The 17,165-nt window shown below is 63.9% G+C and carries 16 protein-coding genes; 11 read left to right on the top strand and 5 right to left on the bottom strand.

What is annotated here, in order from left to right:
- Positions 1-16 precede the first annotated feature (16 nt).
- A complete protein-coding gene (locus IPK59_17860) occupies positions 17-2,275 on the bottom strand; it encodes a flagellar hook-basal body complex protein (GenBank protein MBK8160550.1) in 2,259 nt (752 codons plus the stop codon).
- 350 nt (positions 2,276-2,625) lie between these two features.
- Between IPK59_17860 and IPK59_17855 the strand changes: the two genes are divergently transcribed.
- Positions 2,626-3,231 (top strand): acetyltransferase, encoded by a 606-nt coding sequence (locus IPK59_17855; GenBank protein ID MBK8160549.1) that lies wholly within the window; start codon positions 2,626-2,628, stop codon positions 3,229-3,231.
- On the opposite strand, the gene IPK59_17850 is transcribed toward IPK59_17855, so the two are convergent.
- On the bottom strand, positions 3,206-4,240 hold the full coding sequence (locus tag IPK59_17850) for an FkbM family methyltransferase (protein MBK8160548.1): 1,035 nt from the start codon (positions 4,238-4,240) through the stop codon (positions 3,206-3,208). The two genes, IPK59_17855 and IPK59_17850, sit on opposite strands and share 26 nt — an antisense overlap.
- Before the next feature lie 299 nt (positions 4,241-4,539).
- Between IPK59_17850 and IPK59_17845 the strand changes: the two genes are divergently transcribed.
- From IPK59_17845 to IPK59_17810, 8 genes are read left to right on the top strand one after another with little or no spacing between them, the layout of a single operon-like run.
- Positions 4,540-6,075 carry a radical SAM protein gene (locus tag IPK59_17845; GenBank protein ID MBK8160547.1) on the top strand — a complete coding sequence of 512 codons (1,536 nt, stop codon included), beginning with the start codon at positions 4,540-4,542 and terminating at the stop codon, positions 6,073-6,075.
- Positions 6,072-6,773, top strand: coding sequence for a methyltransferase domain-containing protein (locus IPK59_17840; protein MBK8160546.1), 702 nt, complete (start codon positions 6,072-6,074; stop codon positions 6,771-6,773). Before IPK59_17845 ends, IPK59_17840 begins: the two co-directional genes overlap by 4 nt.
- A gap of 6 nt (positions 6,774-6,779) precedes the next feature.
- Positions 6,780-7,592, top strand: a complete 813-nt coding sequence (locus tag IPK59_17835; GenBank protein ID MBK8160545.1) for a sugar phosphate isomerase/epimerase — start codon at positions 6,780-6,782, stop codon at positions 7,590-7,592.
- Positions 7,579-8,607 carry a Gfo/Idh/MocA family oxidoreductase gene (locus IPK59_17830; GenBank protein ID MBK8160544.1) on the top strand — a complete coding sequence of 343 codons (1,029 nt, stop codon included), beginning with the start codon at positions 7,579-7,581 and terminating at the stop codon, positions 8,605-8,607. Before IPK59_17835 ends, IPK59_17830 begins: the two co-directional genes overlap by 14 nt.
- A 2-nt stretch (positions 8,608-8,609) precedes the next feature.
- Positions 8,610-9,371 carry a hypothetical protein gene (locus tag IPK59_17825; GenBank protein MBK8160543.1) on the top strand — a complete coding sequence of 254 codons (762 nt, stop codon included), beginning with the start codon at positions 8,610-8,612 and terminating at the stop codon, positions 9,369-9,371.
- Positions 9,372-9,390: 19 nt separating this feature from the next.
- A complete protein-coding gene (locus IPK59_17820; GenBank protein MBK8160542.1) occupies positions 9,391-10,503 on the top strand; it encodes a hypothetical protein in 1,113 nt (370 codons plus the stop codon).
- Between the two features lie 12 nt (positions 10,504-10,515).
- Positions 10,516-10,962 (top strand): hypothetical protein, encoded by a 447-nt coding sequence (locus IPK59_17815; protein MBK8160541.1) that lies wholly within the window; start codon positions 10,516-10,518, stop codon positions 10,960-10,962.
- A gap of 10 nt (positions 10,963-10,972) precedes the next feature.
- A complete protein-coding gene (locus tag IPK59_17810) occupies positions 10,973-11,665 on the top strand; it encodes an SDR family oxidoreductase (GenBank protein ID MBK8160540.1) in 693 nt (230 codons plus the stop codon).
- A 3-nt stretch (positions 11,666-11,668) separates the two neighbouring features.
- Here the strand turns inward: IPK59_17810 and IPK59_17805 are convergent, their stop codons facing one another.
- Together IPK59_17805 and IPK59_17800 are read right to left on the bottom strand one after the other, a co-directional pair.
- Positions 11,669-13,177: a hypothetical protein gene (locus IPK59_17805; protein ID MBK8160539.1), complete on the bottom strand. Its 1,509-nt coding sequence runs from the start codon at positions 13,175-13,177 to the stop codon at positions 11,669-11,671.
- Positions 13,174-13,908: a hypothetical protein gene (locus IPK59_17800; protein ID MBK8160538.1), complete on the bottom strand. Its 735-nt coding sequence runs from the start codon at positions 13,906-13,908 to the stop codon at positions 13,174-13,176. Before IPK59_17800 ends, IPK59_17805 begins: the two co-directional genes overlap by 4 nt.
- A 212-nt stretch (positions 13,909-14,120) precedes the next feature.
- Here IPK59_17800 and rfbB point away from each other — a divergent pair, with 212 nt between their 5' ends.
- Both rfbB and rfbA read left to right on the top strand, forming a co-directional pair.
- Positions 14,121-15,191 (top strand): dTDP-glucose 4,6-dehydratase, encoded by a 1,071-nt coding sequence (rfbB, locus tag IPK59_17795; protein MBK8160537.1) that lies wholly within the window; start codon positions 14,121-14,123, stop codon positions 15,189-15,191.
- Complete coding sequence (gene rfbA / locus IPK59_17790; protein MBK8160536.1) at positions 15,188-16,057, top strand: glucose-1-phosphate thymidylyltransferase RfbA; 870 nt, start codon at positions 15,188-15,190, stop codon at positions 16,055-16,057. Before rfbB ends, rfbA begins: the two co-directional genes overlap by 4 nt.
- A 10-nt stretch (positions 16,058-16,067) precedes the next feature.
- Here rfbA and IPK59_17785 read toward each other — a convergent pair whose 3' ends face one another.
- Complete coding sequence (locus IPK59_17785) at positions 16,068-17,162, bottom strand: DegT/DnrJ/EryC1/StrS family aminotransferase (GenBank protein ID MBK8160535.1); 1,095 nt, start codon at positions 17,160-17,162, stop codon at positions 16,068-16,070.
- Between the last annotated feature and the right edge of the window lie 3 nt (positions 17,163-17,165).

Below are 17,165 nucleotides of genomic sequence, written 5' to 3'. Positions count from 1 at the left end.
CCGATCTGCTGTTCAATTACCGTTTGATGTTGATGATGTCCTGCAGCATTTCGTCGGCCGTCGTGATGACGCGGGTGTTGGCCGAGTAGGAGCGCTGCGTCACGATCATCTTCGAGAATTCCTCGGCGATATCGACGTTGGAGCCTTCCACGGCGGAACCGCGCAAGGTGCCGGCGCCGTTTTCGCCAGCGCCGGACAAGCGCGCCGAGCCGCTGTCGAACGTCTCGGTGAAGGCCTGAGCGCCTTCGCGCTTCAGGCTGTTGCCGTCATAGAACTGTGCGATCGGAATCTTGAAGAAGACGCGGCTGCGGCCATTGTCGTAGTTGAGTTCGACGTCGCCGTTATCGCGGATGTTGAGATCCTTGAAGATGCCCTGCGGCACACCGTCCTGGGTGAAGCGGCGCACATCGATGGTCTGGCCGGCGAACTGGGTGACGCCGTTGGTCGTCTGGAAGCGGCCCAGATTGAGCTCGATGACCTGCGGGCCGACGCCGTAATCGACCTGGAAGGAGATGATGGCGTCGTCATTGGCGCTTTGCGCGGTCGGCGTCACGGCGTTGCCGTTGAGGTTGTAAGCATTGCTGATAGCGACCAGCTTGCCGGCGGTGGCAGAGGAGGTGCCGAACTGCACGTCGATGAAGGAGTCGGTCGATCCGTTGGAGGCGCTGACGGTCGAGGAGAAGGGCGTGCCAGCGGCGATCGCGGTGAGGGCGACAGTGCTGCCCAGCGCCACCGCCGTGACGCCCAGGGAGGAGTTGGCGTTGATCTGGGCAGCGATGCCGATGGCGACATCGTTGAGGCTTGTCTCGGTGCCGTTGGCGACATAGGAGATGGTCTGCGAGCCGATATTGACCGTCCAGGCATCGCCGATTTCACCCGGTCCGACCGTGCCGGACAGCGTCACGGTGTCGACCTGGGCGATGGGGAGACCATTGGCAGTGGTGTTGGTCGCAGAGGCGCCGGCCGCCGTGGCGAGGGTCACGGCGCCGGTGGTGAGCACACCGCCGATGGCGTTGGTGAAGGTGCCTTGCGCTGCATCGGCATTGATGACGACGGTGTTGGTGGCGCCGGGTGTCGCGGTAACCTGGGCATTGACCGTGACGTTGGCATTGATAAGGGCGATGAGGCCATCGCGCGCTGTCTGCGCGCTTTCGACGGCGGCGGTCGCGGTATAGGTGATGAGCGTGCCGTTGATCGTGGTGCTGATGGTATCGCCGATGACGAGGCCGGTCACCGGGATGGTGATCGTGTCGGTCTGGCCGGAACCGCTGCCGCCCAGGGTGAGCGAAAAGGGCGTGCCGCCGACATCGGCCGAGACATCGAAGGTGGTGGCGGTGAGGTTGCCGGCGGTCACCTGGGCGGAGAGGCCAGCATTGCCGTTGATCGCCGCAACCAGGGCCGCGCCCGCCTGGGATTGGGTATAGCCGCCGACCGGCGCGGTCACGGTGATCGAGTTCGAGCCGATCGTGAAGGTGAGGGACTGGCCGAAGCCCAGACCGTCGGATGGCAGGGTGATGGTGTCGACCTGGGCCACCGCCGGCACGTTGGCGGTCGAGTTGGCGACGGCCATCGCCTGATCGTTGACGCCGACCAGGGTGCCCGACACCGGATCGAGAGTGCTGTCGGCCGCGACGATGTCGAGCTTCCACAGATTGTCGGCGCGCTTCTGCCAGACGAGCGAGACCGTGTGGGCGTTGCCGAGAGCGTCATAGACCTTGATGTTGGTCGGGGCGAGAGGCGGGGTCGGATTGACGACCGAGGAAGCCGGGAGGTTGCCGACGAATTCCATCTCGGTGGTCGCGGTCGGCTCGTCGATGGTCTGGGTGATCTGGATCGGGGCCAGGGTCGAGGTGTCGGCGACGCCGGTCACTTCATCGACCGCCCAGCCGTTCAGGAAATACTGGCCGTTATTGACCAGGTAGCCATCGCGGTTGACCTCGAAATCACCCGCGCGGGTATAATAGGGCAGGTCGTTGAACAGGGTCTGGTTGGCGTTCTGCGATTCCGCCCGGCTGACCACAAAGAAGCCCTGGCCGCTGACGGCCATGTTGGTGAGGCTCTGGGTCTGGTTGACGTTGCCCTGCACCGTGTTGGAGAAATAGGGCGAGGCGACGACGCCGCCCGGCTGGTGCAGATTGGCGTTGGAGACGGTGATCAACGTCTCAAAGCGCGTGTCCACCTTCTTGTAGCCGGTGGTCTGCGAGTTGGCGATGTTGTCGGAGATGTGTCCGAGGGATTTCGATTGGGCGTTTACACCGCTGACTGCCGTAAACATTGCCCCAAGGATGCTCATTGAAAACCTCGCCCGGTTCATAAGATTGGTTTGTTCGGGCACCTATAAGCAAGTCCCGAGCCAACTTCGGTCTGGGGCGCAACTTACTGAAATAACTTGGAAAATATCAGGAACGATCCATGGCCGGCACGGTGGCCGCGTCTGTTGGCGCGAATTGCCGAGCAAACTTTTCCGTGGCCCGGCGGTTGCTGCCCTGATGGTCGCCCGCGGCTGTACAGGCCCGCGGCGATGCGGCTATATCTTGGCTAGACATAGTGGGAAGCAGGGCATGAGCGTGATAGCGGTAGTGGTGCTGGGAGCCGGCGGCAACTCGCTGGCGATCGTTGATGCGATTGAAGAGATCAAACCGGCGCGGTGGCACCGGTACCAGCTTCGAACTTCGCGGCTTTCTGACGACATCCCTGAAAACCAGGGGAAATCGGTCCTGGGTTATCCGGTGCTGGGGCGCATCGATCAGGCGCGAATTTGCCGACTGCAGGTTCATCAACGGAATCGCCAGCGAATCCAGCTACACCAGGAAGCCGGAGATCGTCGCGCGATCAGGCCTGGCGCGAGAGCGGTTCGTCACCATCATCCATCCCGCGGCGAGCATCGCCCGCACGGCGCAGATCGGGCTTGGCACGTCGATCATGGCGAACAGCGTAATCTGCCCGGACGCGGTGATCGGGGATCACGTCATCATCCTGCAGAACACGGTGGTTAATCACCATTCCCGCATCGCCGACCATGTCACCTTGTCGTCCGGCATCACGATCCTCGGCTATGTCACGGTCGAGGACAGCGCCTTTGTCGGCGGCGGCGCGTCGCTGCGACCCTATATAAGGGTCGGCGCCAGGGCCTTGGTCGGTATGGGTGCCGTCGTGGTGAAAGACGTGGCTGCGGACGAGACCGTCGCCGGCAATCCGGCAAAGGTTATCCGTCGCAAGGAAAAAAGCTGATCCGCCCGCGGGTTACCCCGGAATCATGGGGCCGAAATTGGCACTGGCGCCAGCCCCGAAACCACCCAGATAGCTGGAGCTGGTAGCGCGGTGCATTGCAGAGATGCTCGGGTGTCGCCGGACTTGCGAACTTGTCGCCGACAAGATCGCGTCGCACGAAGATCGCGTTGATACCGCTGATGCTGGTGCCCACCAGCTGGTAGCCTTTTTCCTCGGCGAGGCGGGTGAGGGGCGAGAGCGAGGCGCCGATATAGCTGTCGCCCGTATAGCTGTAGGTCTTGTCATAGGCACCGACCAGGCTCATCGGCGGGGGATAGAGCGGGTTGTATTCCAGCACCACGACGCGTGCCTGAACCGCCTTCATCGCCTTGAACACATGATAGTCATTGCCGTCGATATCGATCGAAAGCAGGTCGATTTCCGCCGGAATGCCAAGCTTGGCGCAGACCGCGTCGATGTTCTCGGCATCGATCGGGGTGTCGTCCAGTACGAGCTGGCCCGATGCCAGGGCGGCGGCGAAGTATTTGCGCATATACTTCACCTTGGGTGGGTTGATCTCGATCCACCAGCCGCGCCATTGGTTGAGCAGGGCATGGAGCGTGATGTTCTGGCGGCCATTGCCGACGCCAAACTCGAAGAAGGTCTTGCTGGTGGTGCCGATGCGCCGGAACACCTCCATCAGCATGCCGTCCTCTTCGTTTTGGGAGGCGACCGAATAGCCGAAGCGTTCCAGGCGCTTGGGGTCGTCATATTTGGGGTCGCGCAGGATGTCGCGCACCAGCAGCTGCGAGGTGCATTGGGCCTCGCGGCGCATCGTCTGGGCCATTTCCGTCAGCAGATCGTTCTGGCGGTTGGCCATCAGTTCGAGGCGCAGGGCATGCAGGATCTGGAACAACTGGCCATCGGTCGCGAGCACCTTGCTGGCTTCCTGGGCGAGGTTATGAGCTTCGGCAAGTCGGCCGCTTCCATGCAGCGCCAGGATGTCGCGAATTGCGCCGTCTCGATCCATTTTCCAAGCCCCTATCGTCGCAAATACTGATGATTAACGAATTGCTGCCGCATGGTGGTCGATGTTTCGGCCCCTGTACAGACCGTTTCCGCCCACACGTGCGCCCCGTTTCTTAACTGAATCTTATCCATGTTCGGGGAAGGTGAACGCTCGGCTTCGACCGGCGGACCAGTGGCGGCGGCAAATCGGGACTTCTGGCCCGAAAATTGCTAAGCTAATCACTAGGCTATCAGGCGTTACGGACCATCCGGGCCGGCCGAAAGTGGGTTCACAGCGTCTTCACCAGGTGAGAGCGATCGATGAGCACAATGACTGCGGGGCAAGTGTTGAAGCGCATGGAGACAGCGCGCTTTATCCTGTCCTATGTCGACAATCAGCGGTCCGGACGCCGTGAGCTCGTCCTCCAGGGCAAGACCGAGGGGAAGCACCGCGCCGAACATGCGCGGGTCGATATCCTCGACGACAATGGCCGCTTGATCGAAGCGCGCCCGATCGACGATGCGATCGCCGAGTTCGTGTTTGCCAATTTCGAGCAGCGTGGCGACACGGAATCCTTCAGCATCTATCGCAGCGATCTCGACAGCGGGCATTTCGACCAGCAGCGCTCGAAGCGCACGGCCCCGGCCCAGGTGCGCCACCAGCTCACCAACGCCGAGAAGAGCTTCACCGCCAACGGCGCCAAGCTGTGGTACCACAAACCCATTTTCGACAAGTATCGCGACACCGGGTTCGGCAGCATCATCCGCGCCACAATGACCAATCATCAGGTCTGCGCATCGCGCTGTCCGTTCTGTTCGACCATCTCGCGCAACCGCAAAGACGCCGTGACCCTGCAGGAAGCCAAGGATTTCGTCGACCGCCTCTATTTCGACCAGGCCGACTACAACCGCAAGAATTTTCCTGAGTATAACGAGGCCTACAAGGCCGCGACCGGCAGCGATATCCGCCTGCGCGGCCTGATCCTGTCCGGCGGCGGCCAGCCCAATCTGTGGCCGCATTTCGCCGAGTTCGTCGAGTACCTGTCGACGCTCGATATCGATCTCGGCCTCATTACCAACGGCTTTCCGCAGAAGGTGCCGGACGAGACCTACCGCCATGTCCAGTGGATCCGCATTTCGATCACGCCGGAGGATGCGTCGCCCTTCTATCCCGACCAGCGGTTCGACAAGCAGTACATGCCGGAGCTGATCAGGAACAACAAGGATATCACGGTCGGCTATTCCTATGTGTTCGGTCCGTGGACGACCGACGATATCCTGAACCGGATTACGCAATCCTTGGCCGATAACGGCTTCGACTATTGCCGCACGCTGACCGATTGCAACCTGACGCGCGAGATGCAGCTGATCGCGCACCGGGAATTGGCCGAGCGCCTGTTCCGCCTCGGCTATATCGACGCGCTGGGCAACCCGACGGGCCGCATCTTCCACCAGTTCAAGTATCATGGCTCCAAGCCGGAGGCCGAGGAACTGTGGGATGGCGGCCAGTGCTTCCTGCAGACCTACAGCGTGTTCTGGGACACGACGGGCCATGAGCAGAATGGCAAGTCCTATTGCTATGCATGCGATTCCGTGACTGTCCTCGTCGACAGCGACGAAAGCGGCACCGTCACCAGTTCGGAACGCAAGTTCAATCACGAGAAATGGGGCACCGTGCCCAACACCGAGGTGAACCGCCTGTACACCGAGCCGGTGAAGGCCTATTTCGACCCGCGCAAGGTGTGCACGTCGTGCCTCTTCATGCGCAACAACCGCACCGTCAAGGAAATCATCAACGCGCCGCGTGACCTCTCGGTCGAGGTTCCAACCGGCCTCCAACATCTGAATTTCCCATGAACAAACCAGCGAAGAACGAGGATATCCGGCTGATGGCTGAGAACCAGGTCGTCGACCCAGGCACCTATGACGAGGATTACTTCGAGCGTGGCGTGCAGACGCAGAAGTCCGGCTATCAGAATTATTCCTGGCTCCCGGAGCTGACCATCAAGATGGCGCACCATCTGGTACAGCTCCTGCCGATCAAGCACGGCGAGAAGGTGCTGGATTTCGGCTGCGCTAAGGGTTTCCTGGTCAAGGCGCTGCGCCTGCTCGATGTCGATGCCTATGGCGTCGATGTTTCGGAATATGCGATCGACCGGGTCGATCCGCAGGTGCGCGGTCTGTGCACACGCATCACCGGGCCGCAGGATCCGCGCTGCTTCAACCGCGACTATGACTGGCTGGTGTCGAAGGATGTGTTCGAACATCTGACCGAGGCGCAGCTCACCGAATTGCTGCAGCTGGCCCGCGGCCGCGTGAAGCACATGTTCGCCGCCATTCCCATCGGCAAGGATGACAGCAAGGGCTTCATTATCCCGGAATACGACCGTGACATCACACATGTGACGATGGAGCCGCTGCATTGGTGGATGGAGCTGTTCCAGAAGAACGGCTGGAATGTCGATTCCGCCACGCACAGTTTCCGCGGGGTGAAGGACAGCTGGACGGCGGCCTGGCCGCATGGCAATGCATTCTTCGTCGTCTCGCGACGCTGAGCTTCCATGTTGCTCTCGGTCTCCAACATCGCTTGGACACAAGGCGATGACCCGGCGCTGCTGAACCTGCTGCGCGCGAACGGCTATGCCGGGCTCGACGTGGCGCCCACCAAGATCTGGCCCGACTGGCAGGCGGATTCCGCTGCGACGGCGCGATTCGCACGGCAGGTCACGGATGCGGGCCTGCGCACCATCGGCATGCAATCGATCTTCTTCGGCACCACGAGCCTCAACATCTTTGCCGATGGCGAGCGCTGGCTAGCTACGAAACGGCATCTGCGCCGTGTTGCGGGAATTGCCAAGAATATCGGCGCGACGCGGATCGTGTTCGGGGCGCCGGCCAACCGCGACCCCGGCAATCTGGCGGCCGCTGCCGCCGCCGAGATCGCGCTGCGCCGTCTGCGGCGGCTGGGCGGAATCTTCGCCGATGCCGGCACGCGCCTGTGCCTGGAGCCGGTGCCGGCCGATGCCGGGGGGCGATTCCTGCTCACCACCCTCGAGACCGCGACCTTCGTGCGCCTGGTCGATCACCCGGGCATCTGCCTCAACCTCGACTCAGCCTTTCTGGCGGGCGAGGGCGAACCGATCGAGCGCACCATCCAGTCCTGCGCCGATGTGATCGGCCACGCCCATGCCAGCGAACCGGCGCTCGGAACCTTCGCACCGTCCCGGGTCGATCACCGCGCCATGGGCGTCGCCCTGCGCAAAATCGGCTATACCGGCGCCGTCGCCATCGAGATGCGCGCGATCACGGGCGCCGAAGAACGCAATCTCCGCGATGCAATGAAGGTCGTGAGTGCCTGCTATGGCGTCGCCTAAGGCCATCTCGGTAGCCCAGATCGGCTATGGCTATTGGGGCACCAACCTTGCCCGCAACGCAGCCGCCAATCCGCAGCTATCCCTCGATCTCATCTGCGATGTGAGCGCGGCGAACCGCGCCAAGGCGGCTGCCGCGCATCCCACCGCGCGGATTCTCGCCGACAGCGCCGAGGTGTTCGCGGATGCTACCATCGACGCGGTCATCGTGGTAACGCCGGCCTCGACCCATGCCGAGATCTGCCAGCGTGCCATCGAGGCGGGCAAGCATGTGCTGGTGACCAAGCCGCTGGCAACCAGTGTCGCCGACGCGGCGGCGATGGCGGCGCTCGCCGCACAGCATGGCCGCACGCTGCTCATCGATCATACCTTCCTCTACACGCCGGCAGTGGCTTTCCTGAAACAGGCGTTGGCGCAGGGGGATCTCGGCAAGCCGCTCTATTACGATTCCGTGCGCACCGGGCTCGGCATCTTCAAGAGCGACGTCAACATCGTCGACGATCTGGCGATCCACGACATCGCCATCCTGGAACATCTGTTCGCCGAGCTGCCCGCAACCGTGTCGGCGACGGCCGCCGCGAGTTTCAGCGGGCTGCGCGAGAGCCTTGCCTATATCACGCTCACCTACCGAGATGGGTTGGTGGCGCATCTCGCGGCTCATTGGCTGTCGCCGCTCAAGCAGCGTCAAGTAGTCATCGCCGGCGATGCTCGCATGCTGGCCTGGGACGACAGCCGCGTCGGCGAGCGAATCCGCATCTTCGACAGCGGCATCACGCGCACCGAATCCGCCGTCGTACCGGGCCGCGCCGACGTCAGCTACCGAAATGGCGAGGTGACCGTGCCGACGCTCGGCGACACGGAGGCCCTGGCCGCCGAGATGGCCGATTTCGTCACCTGCATCCGCAGCGGTGCCGTGCCGCGTGCCAGCGGGCAGAGCGGAGTGCGGGTGATGCGGATCGTCGCGGCCGCGCATCGTTCGGCGGCGCAAGGCGGCGCCCCGGCCGCGATCGAAGGCTAGTCATGGCAAGCCTGCCGCATGAAACCATGAACCTGCCAAACGGCGACCGCCTCGGATTCGTGCGCGTGGGTGGTGCCGAACCGGGCCTGCTGGTGGTCGGCGGCTATGGCAAGAGCGCGCTTGAGAAGCCGATCGGCTCCATCGCCCTCCAATATGCGCTGCAACGGCAACGCGCCTGCATCGTGCTGGAATTCCGCAGCCAGGGGCGCTCCTCGCCGCTAGCCCAAGGCATGTCAGTGCCGGGCATGCGCGATGATATTCTGGCCGCGGCCGACACCCTCGGATTGCGGAACTGCCTCGGCATCGGCGCCAGCCTCGGCGCCTGGGCCCTGCTGGCGGCGCAGCAACAGCGCAACAGCCTGCTGTGGGGTATGCTTGCCCTCGCGCCAGCGCTCGACTGGGATCTCACCTATTTCAAGCCGCTGTCGGAGCGTGGCGGCCTTGCCACCCACGGCAACGGCCAGATTCATGTGCCGGCGAGCGGGATCGTCGTCAGTCACGATTTCTTTAGCGGCCTTGATGCCTGCCGCATCAGGGTCGACGCGCTCCGGTTCAAGGGACCGCTCCATGTCATTCACGGCGCGGACGATGTGGTGGCGCCGATCGCGCGTTCGGAACAATTCGCGGCCGAAAGTGGCGCGACGCTCATTCGCCTGGCGGGTGCGGGTCATGAGGTGTCGGCGTTGCAATCGGCCACCGCGCAACAAGCCTTCGTGATAGAGTGCGATACCATGCTGGCACCGCGCGCGGCCCCGGCTGCTTAGAGAGAGACGGGACATCCAGATGCCGAGTGACGCCGCCGCCAATCCGCTCCAGCAGCTGGTCGACGTGGCGCTTGGTGCGCGGTCGCGGCGCGATTATCCGACCGCGCTCGCCGCCACGCAGAAGGCCTTCCATCTGGCGCCGCGCGCCTTCCTCAACGCCAAGCTGTGGGGCCTGCTGTTCAATGCGCCGCCGTGGTTCGAGACCGCGGCCGAGCATGATGACTATCTCGCTTTGGCTGACAGCCTGATGGCGCTGGTGGAGACGGCATGCGGCGCAGCCGAGCCGCGATTTGCCGCCGACCTCGCAGCGCAGTTCCTGCACGGGGCGCAGTTCCGCCACACCGTGCACAATGACCTCTTGCTGACCGGTTTCATGGGGCGGCGCGCAGCGCTGTTCGGCTATGCCCTGTCCCAGAGCGCCGTGCCGCGCAGCCATGTGTTTGCGACCCCGGTCGCCAACGGTGCGCGGCCGCGCCTCGGTATCATCTTCAAGCATATGCAGCAGGACCCGGAGACGACCTCGGTGCTGCCGTTCTTCCAGCACGCGAAGGCGGCCGGGATCGAGGTGATCCTGTTCGTAGTCGAGGCGCGCGGCCACCAGGCCTTCGTCGATCATCTGAAGACCGTGTGCAACAAGATCGTGCAGCTGCCGACCTCTGTACCGGATGCGGTGCGAATGCTGCGCCAGGAGGATCTCGATATTGTCCTGTTCGGCAACGACATCACGGCGAAGCCCTCGGTTCCGGCCTATCTGAGCTTCTACCGCATCGCGCGGCGCATGTGCTGCTGCGTCTCGACCCTGGTGACGACGGCCTCACCGCAGATGGATGTCTATTTCGGCTGCGACTATTACGCCGCGCGCGGCTGCGCCAGCGAATTCACGGAGCAGTTCGTGGCCTTGCCCGATCCGGGCTTTGCGTTCCTGTTCCCGTCGCGGCAGATGCCTGCCGAGGTGCTGGACCGAGCGGCGCTCGGCCTTGCGCCCGATACGCTGCTGCTGACCTCCGGCGCCAATCATACGAAGCTGCATGCCGACCTCGTCGATGTATGGATCGACATCCTGCGGCGACTGCCGCAGGCGCGGCTGCTGCTTTATCCATTCCCGCCTCATTTCGGGGCGGCTGGGGTCTAAGTCGAGCAGCGCCTGCGCACACAACTGACGGCTCATGGCATTGCCGCGGATCGCCTGATCGTGCCGCCGCCGCTGCCCGGCCGCGATGCGGTCATCGCCATGCTGCGTCATGTCGATCTCGGCCTCGACTCGTTTCCCTATACCGGCGTCACCACCATCGTCGATGCGATCGAGGCCGGCCTGCCGACTGTCAGTCTTGCCGGCCGCACCTTGCGTACGGCGCAGGGTGCCGCGATCCTGCACAGCGTCGGCATGGACGAACTTGTGGTCGAGACCAGCGCCGCCTATGTCGACCTCACGGTAGCCCTGGGCGAAGATACGGCTCGGCGGCAGGGGCTGCGCGCACGGCTGCAGGAGATTGCCTGCGGCACACCACCTTTCTTCGATACCGATCGATTTGGCAAGGCGGTCGCGGCCGCCTATCATCAGCTGCACGCCGACATGGCGGCAGGACGCTGAGGGGAGAGCGATGGGTCGCATACATCTGATTTCCGGCGCCAGTTCCGGGATCGGCGCCAGGATCGCCGCGGAGTTGCAGCGTGCAGGCGATGAAGTTGTGCCGGTCGTGCGCCGTGCCGAGGATGCGGTGAAGCTGGGCGCCACCCGGCATCTGCTGTGCGATTTCGCCGATCCAGCGCAGACGCAGAGCGCGTTCCAGTCCTTCGAGGGTCCGGTCGATTCCTTCATCAACGCGGCCGGCATGGCGATCGGCAAGGCGATCTGGGATACGGCGCCGGGCGATATCGGCGTCCTCATGAACGTCAACCTGATCAGCCCGATGCTGGCCTGCGGCGCGCTGCGCGGCAAGATCAATGCCGGCGGCGCCATCATTCTCCTGTCCTCGCAATCGGCTTATCGTGGTGGCTGGGACGATGCCTACAACGCCTCCAAGGGCGGCATCAACACCTTCATCAAATCGCTGGCCATGAAGCTTGCCCCTGATGTGCGCGTCATCGGCATCGCGCCCGGCATCGTCATTGGCACGCGCATGACGGCGGGGCGGCAGCAGAACGATCTCGACCGCATCAAGGAGACGATTCCGCTCAAACGCTTTGCCGAGGTGGGCGAGGTGGCGGCGATGGTCCTGTCGCTGCTGGGACCTGCCGGCGCCTATGTGACGGGTGCAGTCATCGACATGAACGGTGGCAACTATCTGCGCTGAGGATCAGGCGTCCGGCTTCGGCTGCTTGCAGGCGGCGACGACCTCATAGAAGCGCTGGCTCATCCGGCCGGAATCGGCGAGATAACGTTGGTAATAGTCGCGTCCGGCCTGGCCGACACCATGCCGCCAGGCAGGATCGCGCGCCAGGCGGTTGGCAAGCTCGACATATTGCGCCGCGTCGGCGGCATAGAGCAGCGGCCCGGCGGCGTTCTCGCCAGCCAGCAATCGGTGGATCTCCGGCGCGGCCGGCCCACCCTCGGCGAGCGGACGGAAGAAGTGCATGCCGTATTGCGTTTCGGGCGCAGCGAAGGATAGCAGCGGCGTTCCGGCGACCAGCGCCTGCATCGCAGTGACGCCGCAGCCGAAGGGAAAGGTTTCGAGGAAGATGTCGAGCACCTGGGCGTAGAGCGTGGTATCGACCCAGCCGATAAAATGGGTCTGCGCCGCTACGCCGGCCTCGTTGAAGAAACGCTGTATGCCGTCATGCTGCTCGCGTCCGGTCCATAGATAGCCGGCGGCCGGATTGGCGCGCAGGATCTCGGCCACGGCGGCGAGATAAGGCGGCGAATTGAGCTTCTCGGTGCGGGCGAGCGCGCCGAACAGTACGGGATGTTGGGCAAAGCGCGCGCGCGCTGCGGCAACCGCTTCCGGCGCTACCGGCGGCGATGGCCTGGCAAGGAGGAACGGCACCACCTGCCATTCCTCGTCATGGACCATGCGACGCGTCTCGGACCAGCCGCCATAGCTGATATAGCCGTCGACCTCGGGGATGCGGAACGGGTGGAATTTGAGAGTCCAGAACAGCTGTACCGGCGCAAGGCGCATGGCGAGCACAAAATCGGCCGTGGTGGGCGCAGAGACCCAGACCAGGTGCGTGACGCCGTCCTCGGCAATGCGGCGGCGCAGGCGCGCGATGCGCGCTACCACCGACTCGCTGCTATTCTGGGCCAAGTTGACGATCTCGGCACCCATCCCGCGGACCCGCTGGTTGAGTGCCGGCAGATCGCCGAACAAGGTGTAGACGATGGGCTGGTCGGCCCAGGGCAGGCCATGGGGGCGGTTGGCGATGACTTCGAGCATGCCGTCGGTATGACCGAGGATGACCGCGTTCTGCAGCAGGAAACCGAGGCGCCACGGGCGCGCCGCCGACGGCGCATGCAGCTTGCGCGGCAGGACCGGGTCCTGGAATTTTCGGCCATAGGGCACGACGCTGTCCTGCCAGGCCTGGAAGCAGGTGCGCGCATACTGTTCGGTTTCGATCTTCTTGGTGAAGTGCTGGTAGAGCATCTGCAGCAGGTTGAAGATCGTGTCCGGCGGTGCCCCCTTGGCGCACAGCGTCGCCAGAGCGCCGACCAGTTGGTGGCGGATATGCTCCGCCTGCTCGGTCATGCCGTAATCGTGGAACAGGCCGCCCAGTTCGCCGGCGGCCATGATGTTGCCGGGCTCGGCGCGACATTTTTCGATCGCCGCCAGCAACGGTGGCGGCAGGCTTTGACCGCCCGCGACGTTCATGTCGCAGCGGTGCGGTATTTGCGCTGCACCGGCCAGACCATCGGCCGGATCTCGGTACGCTCCGCCACGACATAGAGCGCGGCGTTGCTGGCGGCGTCGAATCGGCGGGTGGGTTCGACCTGAAAGGGCTTGAAGCCGTTGCGCAGGTCGCAGGTGACGCCGGTCAGCACATGGATTTTGAACGCATTGTCGCCGAGGAAATCGGGATAGACGGTGGGCGAGAAATTCCAGAAGCCGTGGTTGAATCGGCTCAGCGGTGCCGCATGCACCAGGAAGCCGTTGAGCGAGACGGCCTCGCAGGCATTGCGGAAGGCAACACCGACATTGAAGCAATGCTCGCAGGTGCCGGTGTCGATGACGAGGTCGAACTTGCCGACCAGATCGCCCGGCAGAGGATCGTTGAGGTCGACGATGCGCTCGAAACCGCGCGCGTTGACGATGTCGATCACGGTGACGTCGAGACCCAGGGCGTCGAACAAGGAGAGCGAATCGTAGAGTGGCTCCTTGCAGCCCTGCAACCCGTGCCAGCCCCAGATCTTGTCGGCATCCTCCCGCACCGGGAGCCTTGCCACCAGATCGGCGCCGAACAGCTGCACCATGGACGCGTGCGGCACCAGGAGGTCGGGATAGGCAAGCGCCAGCGCGCGCAAGCGGACGTCCGGGCCGACGGCCTTGCGGCGCGCCGAGATGGCGCTGTTCAGCAGGTTGAGATACATGGCTTCGATCGCCATTCTGGTCCCCTCAAATGGGCTGTCGCCGCGAACGGTCGGCCATCTCCCGCACAATGTAAGAGCGTCCAGCAGGTGTCAACACGTCACCGACAACCCGCTGACCGCCGATATTTCGTTGCCTAATCGCCGCTGCGGTTCATAATGCCGGGCGTCCGAAAGGAAGCATGGCGGCGCCGCCAACGCGGCGGCCGCGGCGCGCATGGGGAGGCTGCATGACGGTCATTGTCACGGGCGGGGCGGGGTTCATCGGATCGGCCCTGGTGGGGCAATTGAACGCGCTGGGCACCAGCGTCGTCACGATCGACAAGCTTACCTATGCTGCCAACCCGGACAATCTTGCCGACCTGGCGCGGCCCGACCTCCATCGCCTGCACCAGGTCGACATTTGCGATGCGCCGGCGGTCCGCCGCATCTTCGCCGAAACACGGCCGGTTGCGATTTATCATCTGGCGGCGGAAAGCCATGTCGATCGGTCGATCGACGACCCGGTCCCCTTCGTGCGCACCAATGTCGAAGGATCGGCGGTGCTGCTGACGGCAACGCGTGACTATTGCGCCGGACTGGATGCCACGGCACGGGGGCAGTTCCGTTTCCTGCAGGTCTCCACCGACGAAGTCTATGGCGAATTGGGGGCGAGCGGCGCCTTCGATGAAAACAGTCCTTATCGCCCAAATTCGCCCTATGCCGCCAGCAAGGCCGCGGCCGATCATTTCGCACGCGCTTTCGCGCGGACCTATGATCTGCCTGTGCTGCTGACCAATTGCGGCAACAATTACGGGCCGCGCCAGTTTCCCGAGAAACTCATTCCGCTGACCATCCTCAATGCCGTGGCCGGCAAGACGCTGCCGGTCTATGGCGCCGGACAGCAGGTGCGGGACTGGATTCATGTCGATGATCATGCGGCGGCCCTGCGCGCGGTGGTGGCGGGCGGCCGTCCGCGCGAAACCTACCTGGTCGGCGCGCGCGGCGAGATGCGCAACGTCGACATCGTCCAGAAGATCTGCGCGCTGCTGGATGTGCTCAAGCCAAGGACGGACGGCCGTCCTTATGCCGAGCAGATCGCGTTCGTTACCGACCGGCCGGGCCATGATGACCGCTATGCCATCGATCCGCGCAAGATCGAGAGCGAGATCGGCTGGTACGCGGCGATCGAGGTGGACCGGGGGTTGCGCGAGACGGTGGAGTGGTATCTCGACAATCCGGCCTTTTGCGCACGTTCCGAGGCCAGCTATGATCGGCGCCGGATCGGATTGATTTCTGACGACAAGGAAAAGCGGGCATGAAGGGGATCATTCTGGCGGGCGGCAGCGGCACGCGCCTGCATCCGGCGACGCTCGTGGTGACCAAGCAGCTCCTGCCGGTCTATGACAAGCCGATGATCTATTATCCGCTGGTCACCCTGATGCTGGCTGACATCCGCGATATCCTGATCATCACCAAGCCGGAGGATCTTGAGAAGTTCCGCTCCCTGCTGGGCGATGGCAGCCAGTGGGGGATCCGGCTGCAATATGCCGTCCAGTCGCAGCCGCGGGGTATCGCCGAGGCATTCCTGATCGGGCGTGAGTTCATCGGCAACGATTCCTGCGCGCTGATCCTGGGCGACAACATCTTCTTCGGCCTTGGGCTGCGTGACCTGCTGATGCGGGCCGCATCGGTCAAGACCGGGGCCTTCGTCTTTGCGCATTGGGTGGCCGATCCGGAGCGGTACGGCGTGCTCGATATGGGCGCCGACCGCAAGGTGAAGGCGATCCTGGAGAAGCCGAATCCCGCGCCGTCGAACTGGGCGGTGACCGGCCTCTATTTCTATGGCCCGGGCGTCGCCGATGTCGCCGCCGGTATCAAGCCGTCGCCGCGCGGCGAGCTGGAAGTGACCGACGTCAACAGTGCTTATCTGGCGCGCAACGAATTGCAGGTCCAGGTGCTGGGCCGGGGCTTTGCCTGGCTGGATGCGGGTACGCCGGAGAGCCTGCTCGATGCCAGCAACTTCATCGCCACGGTGGAAAAGCGCCAAGGGTTGAAGATTTCGGTGCCGGAGGAGATTGCCTGGCGCCTCGGCTTCATCGACGCGGCGCAAGTGGCCAAGATCGCGGCCGGCTATGGCAGCGGTCCCTACGGCAAATATCTGGAGTGGATCCTCGCCATGGGCTGAGGCAAAGCGGCTAGGCGGTCTGCCAGAAACCGCGGATAGCCGCGATGACGCAGTCGACATCTTCGTCGCTCAGTTGCGGAAACATCGGCAAGCTGAGGACGCAGTGAGCCGCCAGTTCCGATTGCGGCAAGCCACCGGGGCCGATGGCGATCTTGCCGCGATAGGCCGGCTGGAGATGGATCGGCACGGGATAATGAATCACCGTCAGAATATCCCGCGCCTTAAGCGCCGCCTGCAACGCATCGCGGCGCGGGCCGGCATTGACGACATACTGATGAAAGACCGGCGCATAGCCGGCCGAGCGGGCGGGCAGGACGAGGCCGGAGAGGCCAGCGAGCCCAGCATCGTAGCGCGCGGCAATAGCGCGGCGCCGCTCCGTGTCGCGCTCAAGCACCTGCAGCTTCACCCGCAGCACGCCAGCCTGGATGGGGTCGAGCCGGCTGTTGATACCCGGCATGTCGCTGATGTAGCGATCGCGCCAGCCATACTGGCGCAGCGCGCAGAGCTTTTCCTGGAGGACCGGATCGTCGGTGCTGATGACGCCGGCATCGCCAAGCGCGCCCAGATTCTTGGTCGGATAGAGGCTGTAGGCCGCCAGGCGGGACCAGCTACCGACCAGGCGGTTGTTGATGCCGGCACCGTGGGCCTGGCTGCAATCCTCAAGCATGATGAGGTCATGGGCTTCGGCGATCGGTGCGATCGCGGCCATTGCAGCCGGCTGACCGTAGAGATGCACTGGCACGATTGCCTTGGCCTTTGGCACGCCGGCCGGCCAGGCGTCGAGCAGCCTGCCGAGGGCGCGCGGATCCATGGTCCAGTCGGCGCCGATATCGACCAGTACCGGGGTGGCGCCGGCCAGTTCGATGGCTGCAACGGTTGCGACAGCGGTATGCGAGACGGTGATGACAGCGTCGCCCGGACCGACATCGAGCGCGCGCAAGCCCAGGGTCAGCGCATCGGTTCCGCTGGCGACACCAACCGCAAAGCGGGTCTTCGCGAAGGCAGCGAATTCGCGTTCGAACGCCGCGACTTCCTCGCCCATGATGTACCAGCCGTCATTGAGCACGCGCAGGATCGCCGCGTCGATGTCGGCGCGCTGCGCCAGATA

It is taken from the genome of Rhodospirillaceae bacterium, from assembly GCA_016712715.1.
Classification (GTDB): domain Bacteria; phylum Pseudomonadota; class Alphaproteobacteria; order Dongiales; family Dongiaceae; genus Dongia.
Note: the sequence above shows the minus strand (reverse complement) of the source record. Positions and strands in the feature narration are given on the sequence as shown.